The organism is Nostoc sp. FACHB-190, assembly GCF_014696905.1.
Classification (GTDB): Bacteria; Cyanobacteriota; Cyanobacteriia; order Cyanobacteriales; family Nostocaceae; genus Nostoc_B.
This window is the reverse complement of sequence record NZ_JACJQW010000030.1, coordinates 60,393-79,336: the sequence shown is the minus strand read 5'-3', so window position 1 is coordinate 79,336 and position 18,944 is coordinate 60,393. Positions and strand designations below refer to the sequence as shown.

11 protein-coding genes are annotated in these 18,944 nt (G+C 36.7%); 5 read left to right on the top strand and 6 right to left on the bottom strand.

What is annotated here, in order from left to right; translation table 11 throughout:
• Nucleotides 1-824 precede the first annotated feature (824 nt).
• The 3 genes from H6G28_RS26310 (at nucleotide 825) to H6G28_RS26300 (ending at nucleotide 3,304) form a co-directional block, all read left to right on the top strand.
• Entirely contained in the window at nucleotides 825-1,487 is a 663-nt protein-coding gene (locus tag H6G28_RS26310) for a hypothetical protein (RefSeq protein ID WP_242054650.1), read from the top strand.
• Nucleotides 1,488-1,818: 331 nt separating this feature from the next.
• Nucleotides 1,819-2,421, top strand: a complete 603-nt coding sequence (locus tag H6G28_RS26305) for a hypothetical protein (protein ID WP_190675400.1) — start codon at nucleotides 1,819-1,821, stop codon at nucleotides 2,419-2,421.
• A 370-nt stretch (nucleotides 2,422-2,791) separates the two neighbouring features.
• Nucleotides 2,792-3,304: a hypothetical protein gene (locus H6G28_RS26300; protein WP_190675398.1), complete on the top strand. Its 513-nt coding sequence runs from the start codon at nucleotides 2,792-2,794 to the stop codon at nucleotides 3,302-3,304.
• Between the two features lie 77 nt (nucleotides 3,305-3,381).
• On the opposite strand, the gene H6G28_RS26295 is transcribed toward H6G28_RS26300, so the two are convergent.
• The 5 genes from H6G28_RS26295 to H6G28_RS26275 all read right to left on the bottom strand — a co-directional run bounded on the left by H6G28_RS26295 (nucleotide 3,382) and on the right by H6G28_RS26275 (nucleotide 16,036).
• A complete protein-coding gene (locus H6G28_RS26295; RefSeq protein WP_190590215.1) occupies nucleotides 3,382-4,788 on the bottom strand; it encodes an AAA-like domain-containing protein in 1,407 nt (468 codons plus the stop codon).
• Between the two features lie 645 nt (nucleotides 4,789-5,433).
• Nucleotides 5,434-11,226: an AAA family ATPase gene (locus H6G28_RS26290; protein ID WP_190675396.1), complete on the bottom strand. Its 5,793-nt coding sequence runs from the start codon at nucleotides 11,224-11,226 to the stop codon at nucleotides 5,434-5,436.
• A gap of 155 nt (nucleotides 11,227-11,381) precedes the next feature.
• Nucleotides 11,382-12,599 carry a hypothetical protein gene (locus tag H6G28_RS26285; RefSeq protein ID WP_190675394.1) on the bottom strand — a complete coding sequence of 406 codons (1,218 nt, stop codon included), beginning with the start codon at nucleotides 12,597-12,599 and terminating at the stop codon, nucleotides 11,382-11,384.
• 42 nt (nucleotides 12,600-12,641) lie between these two features.
• Nucleotides 12,642-13,727 (bottom strand): amidohydrolase family protein, encoded by a 1,086-nt coding sequence (locus tag H6G28_RS26280; RefSeq protein ID WP_190675392.1) that lies wholly within the window; start codon nucleotides 13,725-13,727, stop codon nucleotides 12,642-12,644.
• Nucleotides 13,728-13,738: 11 nt separating this feature from the next.
• Complete coding sequence (locus H6G28_RS26275) at nucleotides 13,739-16,036, bottom strand: TOMM precursor leader peptide-binding protein (protein WP_190675390.1); 2,298 nt, start codon at nucleotides 16,034-16,036, stop codon at nucleotides 13,739-13,741.
• A 359-nt stretch (nucleotides 16,037-16,395) separates the two neighbouring features.
• Between H6G28_RS26275 and hppD the strand changes: the two genes are divergently transcribed.
• On the top strand, nucleotides 16,396-17,424 hold the full coding sequence (gene hppD, locus H6G28_RS26270; protein WP_190675388.1) for a 4-hydroxyphenylpyruvate dioxygenase: 1,029 nt from the start codon (nucleotides 16,396-16,398) through the stop codon (nucleotides 17,422-17,424).
• 306 nt (nucleotides 17,425-17,730) lie between these two features.
• On the opposite strand, the gene H6G28_RS26265 is transcribed toward hppD, so the two are convergent.
• Nucleotides 17,731-18,051 (bottom strand): DMT family transporter, encoded by a 321-nt coding sequence (locus tag H6G28_RS26265; RefSeq protein WP_190675386.1) that lies wholly within the window; start codon nucleotides 18,049-18,051, stop codon nucleotides 17,731-17,733.
• 387 nt (nucleotides 18,052-18,438) lie between these two features.
• Between H6G28_RS26265 and H6G28_RS26260 the strand changes: the two genes are divergently transcribed.
• Nucleotides 18,439-18,888, top strand: coding sequence for an Hsp20/alpha crystallin family protein (locus H6G28_RS26260; protein ID WP_190590208.1), 450 nt, complete (start codon nucleotides 18,439-18,441; stop codon nucleotides 18,886-18,888).
• Nucleotides 18,889-18,944 lie beyond the last annotated feature (56 nt).

The window sequence follows — 18,944 nt, the reverse complement described above, 5'->3', positions numbered from 1 at the left end:
CAGGTGAGCGATCGCCTTGATGATGGGAAATTGAGGGGTGATCGCTTTATACTATAATTAGTGCGATCACTTGATCTTGTAGTACGATCACCTGATCTTGTAGGGTGCGTTACTTCGTTAACGCACCACCCCCATCATTAAATTCGGTGGTTTATGCGCTTCGCTAACCTACCCCTAAGTTTTATAGCGATCGCCCGACAATATGGGCGATCGCTTTTTTGTCGGGGAAGGTGCGATCGCCTTTTTTTGTGTTGTGGAAGTGCGATCGCTTTGTTGTTGATTCAACTGGGGCGATTTCACTACACGCTTTTTGTTTGCCTTTGAAGATGCGATCGCATATTGTTCTTAAATAGACATTAGTATTTTATAGATGCTTAAAACCTATTTTAGTGCTAATTTTTACATGGTTATAGGTTTTGGTCTCCCTGAATTTAACTGAATTTTCAGAGTCCTGAATTTAACTGAATTATTGAATTGAAAAGCCAAGCATACTTGAAATATGGAATTGCAAGTGTTGTTCATCTGATTCAAAGCTAAGTAATAACACAAAATTAATTACACACATTCTCTTGCTGTTCCCCGTTCCCTGTTGCCTACCTTTTTGTGCAACTACTTATGACACATCAAAATCTACCTACTGCCACAGTTTTGTAATCGCTGTTAAGGCTACCTGAAATTTTTTGTGTAGACTCTTTTACGCTTTTGAAAGTTACCTGAACGAAAAATGTAAAATTTCGTGTAAACATTCAAAATGTCTGCAATTTTTAGATTAAAAAATACCAGCGTAATTCCATGTATATAAAGACACGGAGGATATTAATTCCATGAAATCTCTAGCTAAAATTTTTGTTGCTTTTTTAGTGGCTGTAACCATTGCCTTTGGTGGTTTTTATGATCATGCTAATGCTGCGTCTTACCCTTATTACGATGACTATGAACTCTCTCAAAATATAGACATGATGCACAGTAGAACCCCCATCCCCATCAGTGTCAGCATAGATGCAAATCAAACTATAGACCAAATAATAAACCTCGTACACTATTCGCAAAAGTTTGTTATTGAGGTGGCTAACCAAACTAAATACCCTTTAATTCGTGTAGGTGGTTACAATGATTCATCAAATTGGCCTGTTGGTGATGTTAGTTCATTGAATTTAGTCGGACAACAATTTAGTGGTACTTCTATTGGTGGTAGTTTTTCGTTTGCGGCTAACTATGCAATTGGAGACACTGGAAAATATGTACAATTTGCTGCTTCATGGCCTTATATAGGTTCCAGAAAAATTCACCTCAAAGTAATTAATCAAACTGGTAATGAGCCAGCAAAAATCGCTTGGAAGGAAATGGATAATGCAAGTGATAAAAATCTCAACAACGATCCTTTTCAAGCTCGTGCTTTTATGGCACAGAAAGGCGACTCAGTTATCTGGGTCTATAACGTGCGGAACCTGTGGTCAATAACTAGATTTCCAGGTGGGCTGAAATAAACAGACCATAAGGAATTGCTAAAAGGCTTGTGGTATCACTATTCTTTCTTTTTCCTTTTGACTTTTTACTTTTGCCTTGTTGTACTAGATAGATAATCCCAAGGATAAAGCTCAATAATTATCTTTTTGCGGTTCGTGCTAACCTCAGATATAACGATAACTTAATCATGTGTTTGTCTGAAATTCAAGTAACAAAATTATAGACTTTGTTGCTAACAGACTTCCTCATATATCAGGATGAATCTATCTGTAAAGGGGAGTTATTTCCCCTTTTTTTAATTTCAATTGAGATGAAATAAAGCACTTAATTTTAACTAAGGATGTCTAGATAATGGAATCTCTAATTAAAACTTTTCTGACCTTTTTACTCGCTATCAGTATTGCCTTTAGTGGTTTTCATGTTCATGCGAATGCTGCACTTAAATCAATCGCTTTAGACCAAGCTCAAGTTAGTTTATCTAGTGATTTACATCCCGCAATTCAGCCAAATGAAACTTTAGAAATACCAGTGAATACATTAACCTACAAAACTGCGCTTGAGATCGCCAACAAAACTAAATGTGTCCTTAAACGTGTAGGAGTTTACAATAATTCCTTAGATTGGCCTATTGGTGATGTTATTCCATTGCAGTTAGTTGGTCAAAAATCTAATGAAGATACTTTTTCTTTTGCAGCCAATTATCAAATTGACTGTGGATTAAATGCAGAAAAAAGAAATGTACAATTTTCAGCTTTATCAGGGAGTGATGGTCAGAAAAAAAGCAATATTGCCGTCCTGAATCAAGATGGAAATCAGCCAGCAAAAATCGTTTGGGATGAAATGAAAAACTATAATGAAAAATCCATCGATAATTATCCTTTTAAAGTTCATACTGTCATCAAACAAAAAGACCAAACATTTATTTGGATCTATGAAGTTACAGAGAAAAAATAGCTTTACTCTCGTGATCTAATCTGGCAATGCAGAAATCGCTTTTTTGTGAAGTTTAGACTCTAGCTTAATTGCCGTTCTTTATCTAGAAATTAGATTTTGTCAGACATTAAATTTGGCTGATGATGTAACTCTTTTGCCTCAACTAAAAACTTCAACATATCAACATCTACCTACTGCCACAGTTTTGTAATTGCTGTTAAGGCGACCTGAAATTAGCTGACATTTTTTGTGTAGACTCTTTTACGCTTTTGAAACTTACCTTAATGAAGATGTAAAATTTTGTGTCAAGATTCAAAATGTCTGCAATTTTTAGATTAAAAAAATACCAGCGTAATTCAATGTATATAAAGACAGGGAGGATATTAATTCCATGAAATCTCTAGCTAAAATTTTCGTTACTTTGTTATTAGCTGTAACCATTACTTTTGGTGGTTTTTATGGTCATGCTAATGCTGCGCCTAAAAAGAATTTCATTGAGGTAGTTAACAAAACCAAGAGATGTGTTCTTAGACCTCCAGATACTTACAGTAATTCCTCAAACTGGCCCATTGATCAGGTTATACCATCGATGGTAATTAGCCGAGAAGTTATTAATAGGACTGATTTTTCTTTCGCTGCTAATTATAAAATTGAATGTCAAGAACCAATGAGAAGATATGTACAATTTGCAGCTTCATTAGGTCTTGATGAGCAGCCAAAAATCAATGTTGCAGCCATTCCTATTGAGGGCAATCGGCCAGCGCAAATGGCTTGGCTAGACATGGAAAATTCTAATGAAAAATCTATCAAGATTCGCCCTTATCAAGTTCATGCTGTGATTGAGCAGAACGAAGAAAAAATTATCTGGAGGTATGAGCTGACAGCAGAATATGACTTTTTATAATTTTGTTATAAGGGTTTCCAGGTTTGTTATCATAGTGTCTCCAATTAGGAGAAGCAATTGGGGTAAATTTAGGGAGATTAGTTGTTCAACTTGATAGAATTTCTAATCACATCACTAAAATAACTACGATACAATTGACAACGTGGCTCTACTTCATTACCTACCAGCTTTACCAAACCCATACTCTGCAATTGATAAGCTGAGATGGTTTCCAATCTAACTGGTTTCGTCGAAGTAACCACTTTTTCAAATGCTGCCATGAGTTTTGGTTCATGTTGTAAACTCAACCAATATTCTCGCAAATGATGACGATAAATACCTGCATCTGTTACCGCCTCTGCTAATAATTGTTCCAGGGTGATATGGGGATAAGTTTTGAGATGAGAAAATGCCTGCTGCAACAGATAAGGATGACCACCTACCAATTGCATTAAGGATTCTATTAATAGTTCATCTCCAACTAATCCATATTGCCCTGCAAATTCTTGTGCCTGATCTCTAGTTAGTTCTGGTAATTCAATGGGTAATCCTACATTAAAAGGTGATTGATTAATATTCAAGCGAATATAAACATCCGTAGCATGAGCGATCGCTATCCGGAGCTTTTTCCAATTTGGACGACTTCTGGCTTTTTCATACCAAGAACGCAACAACCCAAAAAAGTCTTCATAAACTTCAGGATAAGGGAAAAGCGCATCCACGTCATCTAGGTAGATAACTAGGGGACTTTCATTGGCAGGCAAGAGGTATTCTTCTAAATAAGTTGTGCAACTTACCTTAGCACCCATACCTTCTTCATCCCAATACTGATCTAACTGATTGGGTAATTTGAGTTCTCGGCTGAGATTGAGACAAAACCAACGCAAAAATTTATTCAGGTTAGTCAGATGAGTTTGCCGATCTGCCATCTCTAAACTTAAACTAGCCGTCCGATAGTTTTCTTTTGCCACTTTACCTAACACTCGTTCCATGAGGGAGGTTTTACCCATTAATTTAGGTGCTTTAATCCGAATCAGAGAACCAGGTTGTAACAGAGTTTCATAGCAGAGAAATTCAATTGCTAATCGCTCCACATATAATTCTGGAACAGCTAAATTTTGTTGACTTTGACGTAAGCAGGTCGCTGGTTTTGCTGCTTTGTGAGTGTGATTTTCTTGTATATTTTTAGGAGTTATTGATTCTGGGATTTGTAAGTAAGATGGGGAGTTAAATGTATTATCCCAATTCCGTTGCAAAGCTTCTTTAAAGTTACTTTTGCGGACTTTTTCTCCCAGAGCTTCTGTGAGCAAATTCCAGAGCTTTGGTGCAACATCTTGACTAATATAGCTTGTTGCATACTGATGTCTAGCTGCAATTTGATCGTATGCGTATCGTTCCCAAGCTCCTTTAAGGACAATGATTTCAATGTCACTTAACTTTCTACAGAACTTAGTAAAAACTGCTTGATTAGCAATTTTAACTGCCTCATCTAAGTCAAAATACATAGTTTTTACGTGTAAAATTTTACTAAATACAATTTTTTCTGACTTGAAAGTAGTGTTAAAGGTTGTTGAAAAAGTGCTTTACTATGATTTTATAAACTTTACTCTTCCCTCATAAAACCCTAAAAAAGCCCACTTCAAAAGGAGGGACTTCGCTCCTAATTCCCCTCTTTTTTTAAGGGAGTTAGGGGGGGATGAACAAGCGTTTCAAAACACAGCCAACTACTTTTAAAACATCCTCTGAAAGAAAACAGGTGTCAGCCTGTGCTGAGTAGGATCTCTTTATTTATGTATTACACAATGCTTACTTATGTAATCTCTGCGATGCTATTGATTATTTCATCAATAGCTATGTTTATAGCAATTCCCTCCCTTGTGGACATAACAGACATAGTATTAACTTCAACACTGGTCGATAAGATTCCAGAATTGTCTTGATCTGATATTACACAATGTTGGAAGTGCGATCGCATCGATAATTTCAGTGTTTTAGTTTGTTTTGGAATGGCTAATTTTAGATACTATTGACCTATAGTTTTAATAAGAATTACTCTATATGTATAAAAATATAATTTCTTTATCCAAATAAATTACCTGAAATTTCTCAGAGGAAATTTGTAAGAAAACTTTAGCTTTGATAAAAATTAACTATAGATTATCTTCAATCCAACTGTTATTAAAAATTGATTCATAAATCCGGTTGTGGATTTTTAAATAACCTTGTTGCTTAATCAATAAGCCGGATAATATCAATTCTCTTACTTCCGGCGTTTCTACTGCACTCAGTTGTTTTAACTGCAAAACTTGTTGATATAGTGCTAATATTTGACTAGTATCACACTCTCCTTTGAGAATGCGATCGCGTATTGTCCTTAAATGTTCTGGTTCGTCTTGGGCTTCCCAGTCTTCGATGATATTTGTGCGGATTAAATTTTCCACCCATGCCTTTTCAGTTTTCTGGGGGACAGAAGCCGATACACTGCGAATTATCTGGCAAATCTTTTGAGTTAAAAATGGTTGACCATTAGTCCAGGACAAAACTTCATTCAGCACGGCTTGGGGGTTACTCACTTTGTCTGCAATTCCTTGCAGCAAGGGTTGGGCTTCATGTTGTTGGAAGCCATACAGTTGAATTGCTTGACCAATATTGAAAGGTGTTCGACGATAATCAGTAATTAAATCATTAGGAGTGGCAACACCAAATAAGGCAAAACATAACCTTTTATACTGGGAATTAAGACCACGCTGGTTATAACAAGAACGAATGAGTGAGAAGAAGTCATTAACAGCAAAATCTAACCCTAAAACACTATCAATTTCATCTAAAAAGATCACGATTTGAGGTTGTGTATTCTCTGGTAATTGTACTTCTTTTAATAAAACTTCCTCAAAAAATCGACTTAATCGCTGTACAGGAGCAATATCCAAGCGGTCTTGCCACCAAACTTTTAAATTAACCTTGTCCAACAAGTCAAAAGCTTGCCACAATTCCACAGTTAATCCCTTATACCATTGTTCTGGGGTAATGTTTTCGTTGCCTATTCGCGTCATATCTATAGCAGCACAACAAAAACCCTTTTCCTGTAAATGATGCCTCATCCTTACCATCAAACTGGATTTCCCCATCTGTCGAGTATTCAGGATATAACAAAATTCTCCACTTTTTAATGCTTTATAGAGATAACGGTCTGCGGAACGCACTACGTAAGTAGGCGCATCAATAGGCAAACTACCACCTACTTGATAATCATAGGTTGAAGCTTCTTCAGCACTTTTGAGCAGAGCATTTTCAAACTCTAATTTTGCTTGAGTAGCTTTGAGAATTTCTAGGGTTTGTGATAATTCTTGAGTACGTTCTTCTACTTTTTCTTCTAGGGTGGTGTAGAGACGAGAATTTTCAATAGAAATAGCCGCTTGGCTAGACAGGATATTTAAAACTTGGACACGATCTGGTGTAAATGCGCCAGTTGTGAGATTATTTTCTAAATATAAAATACCGTTGAGTTGCCCTTGATTGAGTAAGGGAATACATAGAATTGATTTGGCTTGAATGGCGATAATGTAAGGGTCACTGCTAAATTGTCCCTCATTGACGGCATCATTGAGAACTACATTTTCCTGGGTACGTGCTACATAGTTGATGATGGTAGTAGCCAGCAAAGGAGTTTGAGTAGAAACGGCTGGCGAATATATGGGAATAGACTGTAGGATTGTAACTTCATCAGAATCAATTGTTCCTACTGCTTCAATTACCCAACTCTCATCAGAATGCAAAAGCAAAAAGCCTTTTTGTGCGCCTGCATTCTCAATCATAATTCTCATTAACTTCGCCAGCAACTTACTAAGAACAATTTCCTCAGCTAGAGCTTGGGAAGCTTTAATAACTGTGCTTAAGTCAAGTAATTCTCCATGAGTATCAGTAACCGAAATAGTTGTACTAATGCTTTTAACTTTTCCTAAATTGGTCGTCCCAGTCAAATATTGTGGATATTCATCTTCTAATTGCTTGATTTTAGCTTTAGCTCCCCAGAGAGTATAACAATAGTAAGCATTTTTCAGATATAATTGCCCAATTTCTTCCCTACCTAGTTGTAAATAAAATTCTGCTGCTCGTTCATAAGCCAAAGCTTCTTCATGGATAAATTCATATTTCTTAGCACCTTGAATAGCTCGTTCATACAGTTCTTCGGCTTGCCAACTCTCTCCTAAAATTCTTGCTTTTTCAGCCGCCACTAAATTATATTTATGTTGAAAGTTTTCTGGGCAATTTTGAGACCAGATTTTCATACTCTCCTGATTTTTATCTACTTGTTTGAGAAATTCTGCTTGCTGTGCGACATCACAGCTATGATAAGCAGCAAGAAAACTCAGAGAAGAATAGAAATTATGTTGAGGTGCTGTTAAAAATGAGCTAGAAGCTTTGACATACTGTTCCGCCTGCATACCATTAGCAGCAGCATAAGTATAATCCTTGAGAAGATAACAGTAAAATGTCTTTGTGAAATAAACAAATAATATTAACCATTGACTGTTACTCTGAATCCACTTTTCTAAATATTCCTGTTCTTCAGTGATATTATTACCAATTATCAACTGATTAGGAGTCTCGACACTAAGTAATTTACTGGTTAATTTATAAAATATTTCTGTCAGGAATATCGAGAATTGTTGCTGGAGATTTTTGATGGCTACAGAATATTTTTGGTAATCCTGTTCAACCTCTGCTAAATTTTCTCCCCCAAATAATCTGATCAAACAATAATTTATCGCTACATAAGAAGCAAACTCATTTTCTCCTGTATCTATACCTACTTTAAATCCATGTATTAATTTATTTTGTGCAACTACATTCCTGAGATGCTCTCGCCAATGCCAGATTTGTCCATAATACATCTGCATAACAAAGGCTTCAAGTTTGCTAATATTAGAGCTTTCTACTAGTTTGAGAGCTAAATTGCCAAACCTATAACCATAATCAACATCTTGTTTGATGCTACATAAAAGCATTCCATAAGTACTATATATATAAGCCGCATTCGGTGGGTTGCCATATTTTAAGCAGAGATTCATCTGCGCTAATATAATCTCTACAAATAAAGGAAAATTTGTCGTATGTGTAGCAGAAACAATTTGTTGTAGTATTTGAATAACAGCTATTTGATACTGATCTGTCATCACAGGTAATTGATGTAGATATTCAATATTATTCCCCTGTAAGAATGTTTGAATTAAATTTTGTTGTTGTTCAAGTTTCTTCTCTATATCGCTGTGTTCTTGGACAATATTTGTTCCCAACTTGCTTAAAATCTTCATGGCAATATCTATTGCCTGATTAGCTTGAAATGTCGTGTAATAATAAAGTATTTGTAATTGATAAACTTTGGCTTCATCGAGAATATTTTGGGCTTGTGCCAAAATAGTGGCAGATAACTCCTCAAATTGCTCAAATTTAGTATTTAAGTACAGCAATTCTAGAGTTTCTATATGCAGTTCCCATGTTAATGTGTACTGATCATGCCAGCTATTCGCTGTTAAGAGTTTTAATCCTGTCTCTAGATATTTAAGTGCAGGTTGATAAGCTGTTGATGCTTTAGCTCTTTTAGCTGCTTGCAGATTTAATTTGGCTAATTCATCCTGCTCAAATTGCTCTGTGATTAATTCTGCTCCGGCGTTGAGTTGGTTCACAATATTAAAAATATTTTCTTCTAACTCATCTTCTGGAGTGTTTTTCAGCAACAGGCGGCCGATTTGCAGATGAATAGCTCTTTTCTCGGCTGCTGAAATTAGACTATACGCTGCTTGCTGAACCCGATCATGGGAAAATTTGTAGATAATAGAGTCAGGATACTTGGGAATAAAAGCAGATGATATTTCAGCCGCATCATTTGATATTTCTTCCTGACTCCATAGCAGAGGGATTTGATAATCCTTACTTAAAGGAATAATCAATCCTGCGTTGATAGCTGGTTCTAGTGCTTGAGCAGCAACTGTTTGAGATTTGATACTTACAATAGCCAGTGTTTCTAAATTGAATTGGTTACCTATACAGGCAGCTAATTTTAAAATATTCTGGGTATTATTAGTGAGTTTTTCAATTTGACTGACCATGAAATCAATGACATTATCAGTTATACCTACACTTTGAATTTGCTCAATATCCCATTGCCAAAATCCTTGTTTACTTTCTGTTTGAGTCGGAGTAATTGCAGGATGAGCAAAAAATAAAAGCTTTTCCTTATAAAAGCCTTGTAATAATTGCGTCAAGAAAAAAGAATTGCCATCGGTTTTCTGAGTAACTAACTCCGCTAGAGAGTACGAATCTTCTAATGAACAATTTAGAGTATCAGCAATTAATTGATTAACATGATTGATGGCTAAAGGTTTCAGCTTGATTTCACTAACTGTAATTTCTTTCTGTTTAATTTGCTCTAAGGTTGCTATTAAAGGATGAGTAGGACTGACTTCATTGTTGCGATATGCTCCTATGATCAATAAATATTGATTATTAGCTTGAGTTATTAATTGCTCGATTAAATTCAAAGATGGTAAATCTGCCCATTGTAAATCATCAAGGAAGATAACTAAGGGATGTTCTTTTTGGCAGAAAATACCAATAAATCTGGCAAAGAATAAGTTAAACCGAATTTGGGCTTCAGTTGCTCCTAGTTTTTCAATAGGTGGCTGTTTACCGATAATCTTTTCTAGCTCAGGAATTACATCAATGATGATTTGACCATTATTTCCCAAAGCTGTTGAGATTTTATGTTGCCAATTTTTTAAAGTTATTTCCGGTTCACTGAGGAGTTGATAGATTAAGTGTTGAAAAGCCTGTGTAATTGCTGCGTAAGGAGTAGTTCTTTGCAACTGGTCAAATTTTCCCTGAATGAAATATCCGCGTTGGCGTGTAATTGGTTTGTGAATTTCATTAATTAAGGCGGTTTTGCCAATACCTGAATAGCCAGAAACCAATATCATCTCAGTAGTACCTTGGCTGACTCGCTCAAAGGTAGTTAATAGTTGAGTGATTTCCTGTTCTCGTCCATACAGTTTTTGCGGAATATGAAACTTGTCGAAAATATCCTGAGTTCCTAAAGGAAATTGAGAAATCTGTCCGCAAGTATTTAATTGTTGCAGACAAGTTTCTAAATCTGCTTTGATTCCCCAAGTACTTTGGTATCGTTCCTCTGGAATTTTTGCTAGTAATTTCATGACAATATTAGATACTGTCAAAGGAATAGAGGTGATTAGTTCATGGGGTGTTGTCGGATGTTGGGCGATATGACAATGAACTAACTCCATCGGATCATTAGTTGCAAATGGGAGTTGATTGGTTAATAATTCATAGAATGTCACACCCAAAGAATAAAAATCACTGCGGTAATCTATGCCTCGGTTCATTCTACCCGTTTGCTCTGGGGCAATATAAGCTAAAGTTCCTTCTAATTGATTAATGTGCCAAACTGTCTGATTTTCTGCGGATAAACGGGTAGAAATGCCAAAATCAATGATTTTTAATTGGTCAGTGCTGGGATTATAGACTATGTTGCTAGTATTAATGTCTTTGTGAATAATATTGGCTGTGTGTATGGCTGCTAAACTTTCTGTAATTTTGATGGCAAGGGTGAGAAATTCTGGTAGTCTATATCGATGCTGAGAGATTAACATTTTTAAAGACTGACCACCAAAGTCTTCTAAAAGCATTACTAAACTATTTTGATATCGCTTTAAGTCATAGGCTTTAATAATTTTATCTGAGTTAAAGGAACGAATAATTTCATATTCTTGTTTATATCGGGTTAATTCTGTGGGAGTGGGGTAGTTTTCTTTCAGAATTTTGAGGATAATTGGTTGGTTTTCTGGCTGGAGAATACCTCGATAAACTAAGGAGTTAGCACTTTCGTATATTTTCTCAGTTTGTTGATAATTGATTATGCTATCCATAGATAATATGTAATGGTGTAAACAATTTCATATTTGGAATCAGGGCTTTAGGACTAAAGTCAAGTGAAAGATAGATAATTTTAGGGGCGCAATATATTGCGCCCCTATCTGTGTAGCTGATGTCAAAGATAAAGCTTGATAATTCTCGGATACCTCTAACTACAACTTAGTGGTATGTAAGGAAAGGGAGGAGAAAAATACCGCACATCGACTAAATACTCTTCGGAGTTATCAGAGCCTTTTCTCTTATGAAAAAACGGAATTGATGTTGCATTTTCTGTCTTTGGATCATCTTCAGCATCAGCCCAGGCTTTAATATCATCAATATTGAGATTATCTGAAGAAGGTATTGGAGGATAGGGAATAATGGCTTGATAAGCAATAGAATTATTACCAGGACTTAGTGACATTTCAATGATATCGCCTTTAAAGGTATCCCAAGATACTTCTAATCCATACTTCATTACTATTTCACCTGTACTCAAAATCGGTTGAGAAACCTGGTGATAACTGACTATTTCTCCTAGTTTACTGGTATATTTTCCATCTTTATCCACCCCATAATATGCTTGTCCTGATAGCAATAAGCCTAAAGCGATTCCCTGCCAAGCTCTACTATTAGGTAAAACCAAAAATCTAGTTTTTTGAGTGTCATATTGAGATTTAAGTGGGTAGTATATATCAAGGTTATCTGGTTTTAGATTTTCAGAAGAGGTATTTTGATCAGCTAGGAAAATTTCTCTAGCGATCAGACCATCCAAAATATCGGTTTTATCGCCAACAAATTCATGCCATTGACCTTCAGTAAAACAATTCCATAGTTTTCCACAATTCTGGTTTTTTGCGTGTAAGTAGGCATACCAGGTTTTAGCAATTAGCTGGGATGTTTTGCGAGTGTGTAGTAAAGTTCGGATTGGCTCATAAAAATTACTTAGTTCAATGGAATGACTACCTAGCAAATCTTTGAACGAAGTTCTAGAATCTAGACATCTTCTAGTTAAGGTATCTATAAAACCTGCTGGAAAAACTACTCCACTCGAAGGTAAATATGTTGCTATACTGATATTTTTTTCGTTTATATTATCCTCATCTAAATATGGAGATTTAGGATAATCATTTAGCTTGTTGATAGTTTCCTGATCAAGCTGATAGTCAGAAAAATATATGCCATCTGTGGTATTTTCTGGTCTAATTCTTTGTCCAGCTACTATTGTTGTACGTATGAATTTACCCCTAGTTTGATCAGGGATGGGTTCAACTAATAGTATCTGATAATAGGCATTGTCGTACCAGGAGCCAGCTTCCATTGCATCTGCTCCGCTACCTATATGTATTGCTTTTTCTATTTGATTTTCGTTATTTGCGTCGGACATTAATGATATTCTCCTCTGAGTATTAACAAACTTGAGAAAATTTCAAGCCAAACCGTAAAAGCATCTGGGATTATCCCAAACAATCTTCTGCACTGTTTCTGGAGATAACTGCGCTTCAAGCTCTACAACTTTTTTCACAATGTCCGGTTGATGATCCATGTGGGGGTAATCAGAACCGAAAATTAAGTTATCTGAACCGATGTACTCAATAACTTGAGATAAGTAAGGTTCAGCAGGTTCAATGGCAACAAAACACTGACGATGGAAATACTCTGATGGCTTGATGCTTACATGATTTTTTACCTCCCAAGATAAATTTTGGTACTCTTCATCCAGTCGCCAGAGCCAGTAAGGAAGCCAACCACAGCCAGACTCTAAAAAAGCTACCCGCAAATGAGGGTGACGTTCTAGCACGCCTCCTTCAATCAACGCTAATAATGCCATCATCTGTTCTATGGGATGAGAACAAGCGTGCATGGCAAAACGAGTATGAAATCGGTCTGCACCTGTGGTTGGTAAGCGGCTGTGTGTTCCTTCATGAATTCCCACAGCTATATCTAATTCCTCACAGGCTATCCAAAATGGCTCATAGGCAGAATCGCTCAAAAGTCGTCCTTTGACGGGGTTAGGGCGTAAAAAGACAGATTTCCAGCCAAAATCAGCTATGCGATGTAGTTCTGACACCATTTGCTCTGGAGCGTGAAGATTAATCGCGCCTACTCCTTTCAATTTGTCTGGAGCATAGCTACAAAATTCTTCGTATAACCAAGTGTTGTAGGCGCGGGTAAATGCTCCTACAACTTCTGCTGGCATACTATCAATGGCGAAGAGCCACAATCCATAAGTGGGATAAAGAAAGGCTATATCAATCCCCATCTGTACCATTGCTTGCAGGTGAGATTCTGCATCGTAGCGATGAAAATAAGCATGGGGATGAGCCTGCATCATCTGGCGATTTCCCTCTTCTCGCATCTGTTGGGATATCTTTTCTACAATGTCTTCGCCTTGAATTTTCATATCTGGCGAGGGTGCAAAGTGCTTAAATTCAGGGGCGAGATATTTAGCCCACATCTGCGGAGGCTCAATCACATGGGCATCAGCATCAATAATTTTGTATCCGTACAACATATATACTTACATTACATCCACATTGGATAGGGGTTGAGTTGTTCTTCTGTCAGAGGCTGTTGCAACCAACCCATTTTTACGGGAACATCATAAAGCCTTCCTGAACCTAAACGTTTCCACATATGGCGCATTCCCGGTACAATTACTTTGGCTACTCTCAGTCCAATGTCAGGGCGAGTCTGATCGAGAACGAGCATTTCTAGACCATTTTTTTCCACTATTTTTTGGCAAAGCTTGACATCTTCTAGGAGGTCGTTACTGGCCAGTTGGGGATAATCTGTATAGAGTTTAGGAGTTTGTTGATTAGGAAGTAGATAAGGGTGGTTGGAAACATTCGCAGATTTCCACCATTCAATAGCGAGGCGATCGCCAAATGAGGGATATTGAGTGCTACCATCCGCATTAGCTAACAACAAGTTCGGTAGAATTTGGTTAACTTCCGTTAAAGCTCGACTAATTGCCAGTTTTGGATCAAAATGAGCGCCATATCCCAGGATAATATCTTCTACATATTGATCAGTTCTGCGACTAATCGCCGCAAAAGTAGGAATATTTAGGTCATTAGTAATATCTAACACCCACAATTGCCTGTCAATAGCTTGATAATATTTATTTAAATTTTCAAAATAAGGCTCACGAAAACTCTCTAAATCTACCAAAGGTTTTGGCAAGCGATTGTACCACCATAAGGCTACACAATCCCGTTCAACTAATTCCATAAATCCTTGAAGAATAGCTTCTTCGAGGGTATTACCTGCCGCACAGCCATTGGAGTCTGCCCAACAATCTGGTTGATCTTGGGGATAGCCATAATAGCAGTAAGCTGTTGGTAGATATTTGAATTCTTGATTGGTTAAAGACCAAACTGGTGTCCAGTCTATTTCTCTGTCTATATCAAAGGGTGGGGGAACTTTTTGAAACCAACCTTCACACTCAGTATTCCATTGCTCCCGATGCTGATATTGCTGTTGACTAAAATTCATACAAGCATTAGGATGAATAGCTTTGTCTCCCAGTTTTTGGTAACTGCTTTTGTGTCTGATTTCATCTCCCTGAAATACCCCAGAATATCTCTCTATCGCTTCACAAAAACCACTCGCCTGGGCTTGAATATCTGTTTTTCCTTTGCCTGCACTCCTGCCACCAATATTTTGACGTAAGCTATGCAAATCATCAAAAATACTTTGAAAATGATGCTTGGCAATATATGTATGCGTCAACCCATTTCCTGGTATTTTCGTTAATTCTCGGACAATACCTGTAATCGGACTAATATGATGTTGATATTTTCTGAGAGTTTCTTGTGGTGAACAAGTACGATGTCCGCCGTCATAAATAAAAGTTTTTTGGCGATTTTCTAAAACAATAGGTAGGGGTTGTTTGTCTAATATCTTAGCTTGATCTCCACAACTAGGACATTGGGGACGCTTGACAAGGATGTGTTCTTGGATTTGCAGTGTCAAAGTATCGTATGTGATGAGAGTCCCTGCTAATCTTTGATTTTCACCTTGCACAATCCACTTAAATATTTCTGTCGCCACCATCCCCAATACTGTGTGGATTGTAGAATTTAAAAATCCCAATGGAGGAGATAAAGAAATTTGTTTGTGTCTGTGAATGAAGCTGGCGATCGGTCTATTATGCCGTAAGCGAATTGCTAGACATTCCCAACATCCTGTTTTGTCTGGCTCAAATATCGGCCCTATCCACGGAATTGTTCCTAAAGGATTGACTAATAGCCAGGGAGTGCGGGAATGTAAAGCTTGTTTATTAAATTCTTCTAGTTCAGGATGCAGGTAATCATCAGTTAATACTATAGTGACATCTCCAGTATCTACTATTTGAATACCCAAAGATTTAAGGATGACAATTAACTCATTGTGATGAACAGAACCACAAGTTTTAACAGTAACAGATACTGATTGCAATCTTTGAGCAGCTAGTGTAGGCTCAATATTCAGATGATGGCAAAAGATAGCTAAATTTGCAGGTAGTGAGTCATGCTGTTCTACCAGATGACCTTTTTGTTGCATTTGAAATAAAGCATATTGAGCCTTGACACTAACCTCAAGCAGATTTTCAAAAAAATGACTATCTTCAGGAGATAATTGTTGAGAGCTAATGAGTGATAATTGAATGATGTCAATAATTTCATCAAGACTATAATGGTTTTCTTTGATTAAAGCAGCTATTTGACAAGAAAGCAGATCATTTAATACAACTTCTTCTCGTTCAGACAAAAGAAGTAGTTTATCCATTTCTAGTATTTCAATAAGGTAAGCAGGATTGAAATATAATTTGCTAATCATTGTTTTTGAAAAGAATCAATAAGAACCTTTAAGATAGTGTTTAAAAAGTTGTTGGTTATAATTATTAGTATTTTTTGATACTCTTATTAACTATTCGCCCAAATATTACCAAAATTTTGGGCTATTTTTTCAGCTTTTTCTTAAGATTTAAGACTTATGATAGGATTCTGATTTGATTTCTAAATTATCGGTTGAGGTGGGGAGTAATCAAATTAAAGTCCTATTATGCCAGTTCTTGATTATTTAGGTGTAATTATGTAAGATGCTTAAATAATTACTGCTTAAGAAGGACTTGATAATCTAGCGAAAAAGGCAAAATTTACACATAGATAAGCTCTCATGCTAGATTTTCAGGATTTATGGAAATTTCTCACGTTCATTTTTATGTAGAAGATGCTGCGGCTTGGCGGGATTGGTTCGTATACTATCTGGGATTTGCCGCCGTTAATAGTGGAATAAGTTCAGCACACACTTGCACTGAAATGGTGCAGAGTGGTGCTATTTGCTTTTTGCTATCTTCACCATTATTGCCGACAAGTCCGGTTGCCGAGTTTTTGCGCCTCCATCCTCCTGGGGTGGCGGATATTGCTTTTACTGTGCCAGATGTGGAAGTTGCGATCGCGCAAGCAGCAGCCCAAGGTGCGACCATCTTAGAACCCATCCAAGAATATGCCGGCTGTAGGTGCGGTAAAATTGCGGCTTGGGGTGGGATGACTCATACTTTGATGGAAAAATCAGCCAGTGTGAATTGGGAAGCACGCGATCGCCCCATGTTTACCGCCATTGATCATTTAGTTTTAAATGTACCAGTTGGTGAGTTAGAGCCTGCTGTGGCTTGGTACAAAAACGTTTTAGATTTGCAACCACAACAAGCATTTAAAATTAAAACCGATCGCTCTGGATTGTACAGCCAAGTGCTAGTTTCCCGGAATGGCAGTGTACAATTACCAATTAATGAACCAACTTCTCCTAATTCGCAAATTCAAGAATTTTTGGATGTGAATCACGGTGCAGGTATTCAACACATTGCGTTGCGAACATCAAACTTAATTAGTGCGATCGCCCAATTACGTAGCCGTGGTTTATCTTTATTGTCGGTTCCCCAGACTTACTACTCCCAGTTAAAAAAGCGGACAGAATTTCCCTTATCACCCTTAGAATTAGAAGCGATCGCTCAACAAGAAATTTTAGTAGATTGGCAAGCTAATACCCAAAACGCATTATTACTGCAAATTTTTACTCAACCTATTTTTGGACAACCGACATTTTTCTTTGAGTTTATTGAACGACGTTTTCAAGCACAAGGTTTTGGCGAAGGTAATTTTCGCGCTTTATTTGAAGCCATTGAAAGCGAACAAATAAAACGTGGAACTTTACACTTTGAATAAACAACTAGTTTTGCTGATTGCTGCCAAGTTTGCTACATATACCTGAGCATCACTGCTAAATTATGAATGGGAAATAACTTGCGGGCTTGATGAGCCAAGTTTTACTACACTACATGCTAAAGCATTAACAACGGACGGTTTAGGTTGGTTGCTTATTTTGCTTACTTTTTTTGAGAGATTGCTACTGTTTTTCTGGTAGCGATCAGCCTCAAAATTCTTTATCTCGAAAAGGACAGATATAACAGGAAGTCCTTGTTGATTACTCCTATCCTCACCTCATTCATCTTGTAATGAATGAGGGCTTTTTTATTTAGTAGAATTTACACCAATCACACCAATAATAATTAAAGCTATTGATAAAAATTTCACCAGAGACATCGATTCTCGAAACCAAATTACACCAATCGTAGCGATGACAGTTGTTCCTAAACCAGACCAAACAGAATAAGCAACGCTGACTTCAATTTTTTTGAGAGCTAAAGTTAAAAAGCTAAAACATATTCCATAACAAACAAAAATTAATACTGAGGGAATAGTTCTTGTAAATCCCTCAGACAATTTCATAGAAGTTGTCCCAGCGACTTCAAATAATATTGCTGTAATGAGATAAATCCAACTATTTATCATATTTATTGATTTATTACAAGATGATAATGGGAATATGATTTTGACAATCAAACAGAATGAATAAAAACTATATAATTTATAAATTATAGATTTCTGCTATTTTGATAACATTTATCCTCATCTGATTAAATTTGCCAAAATTATGTGAATCACATACCCTAATTCTTCAAAAAGTCAGAGATATATCAATAATTCAAATTTATATTCAGTTTACCACACCTCTATTATGGGGGTTTACCGTACTACTAACAACATTCGGTAATCATGATGAAATTGGTGCTAAAAACCGAATTTACACCCCTGGATCTTATGAATACGATAAGAACAAAGCAAATGATTTAAACCTAAATCAACTACACAAACTGAGAAATTAAATGAGGTGGGAATATGACACTCGTACGTTGGAATCCTTGGCAAGAAATCAACACTCTCCAAAGACAAATCAACCGTTTATTTGAAGAAGAAATGCTACCATCTACTTTACTTGATAGAACCTTGGCAAAAGTTCCGGCTGCGGAATTACAAGAAACTGAAGAAGCAATTCATCTCAAACTAGAATTGCCAGGAATTGAAGCCAAAGACTTAGATGTGCAAGTGACTGAAAAAGCTGTCTATGTTAGCGGTGAACGTAAATCTGAAACCAAAACAGAAGGCAAAGGCATTACCAAGAGTGAATTTCACTATGGTAAATTCCAACGCTTGATTCCTTTACCAACTCGCATTCAAAATACCAATGTGACTGCTGATTATAAAGATGGTATTTTGAATTTGACATTGCCTAAAGCTGAAGACGAGAAGAAAAAAGTCGTCAAGCTAAATCTAGAATCTATTGGCTAAAAATTAGAGACGTTGCAACACAACGTCTCTATTCACATCTCGTACTGAATCATATC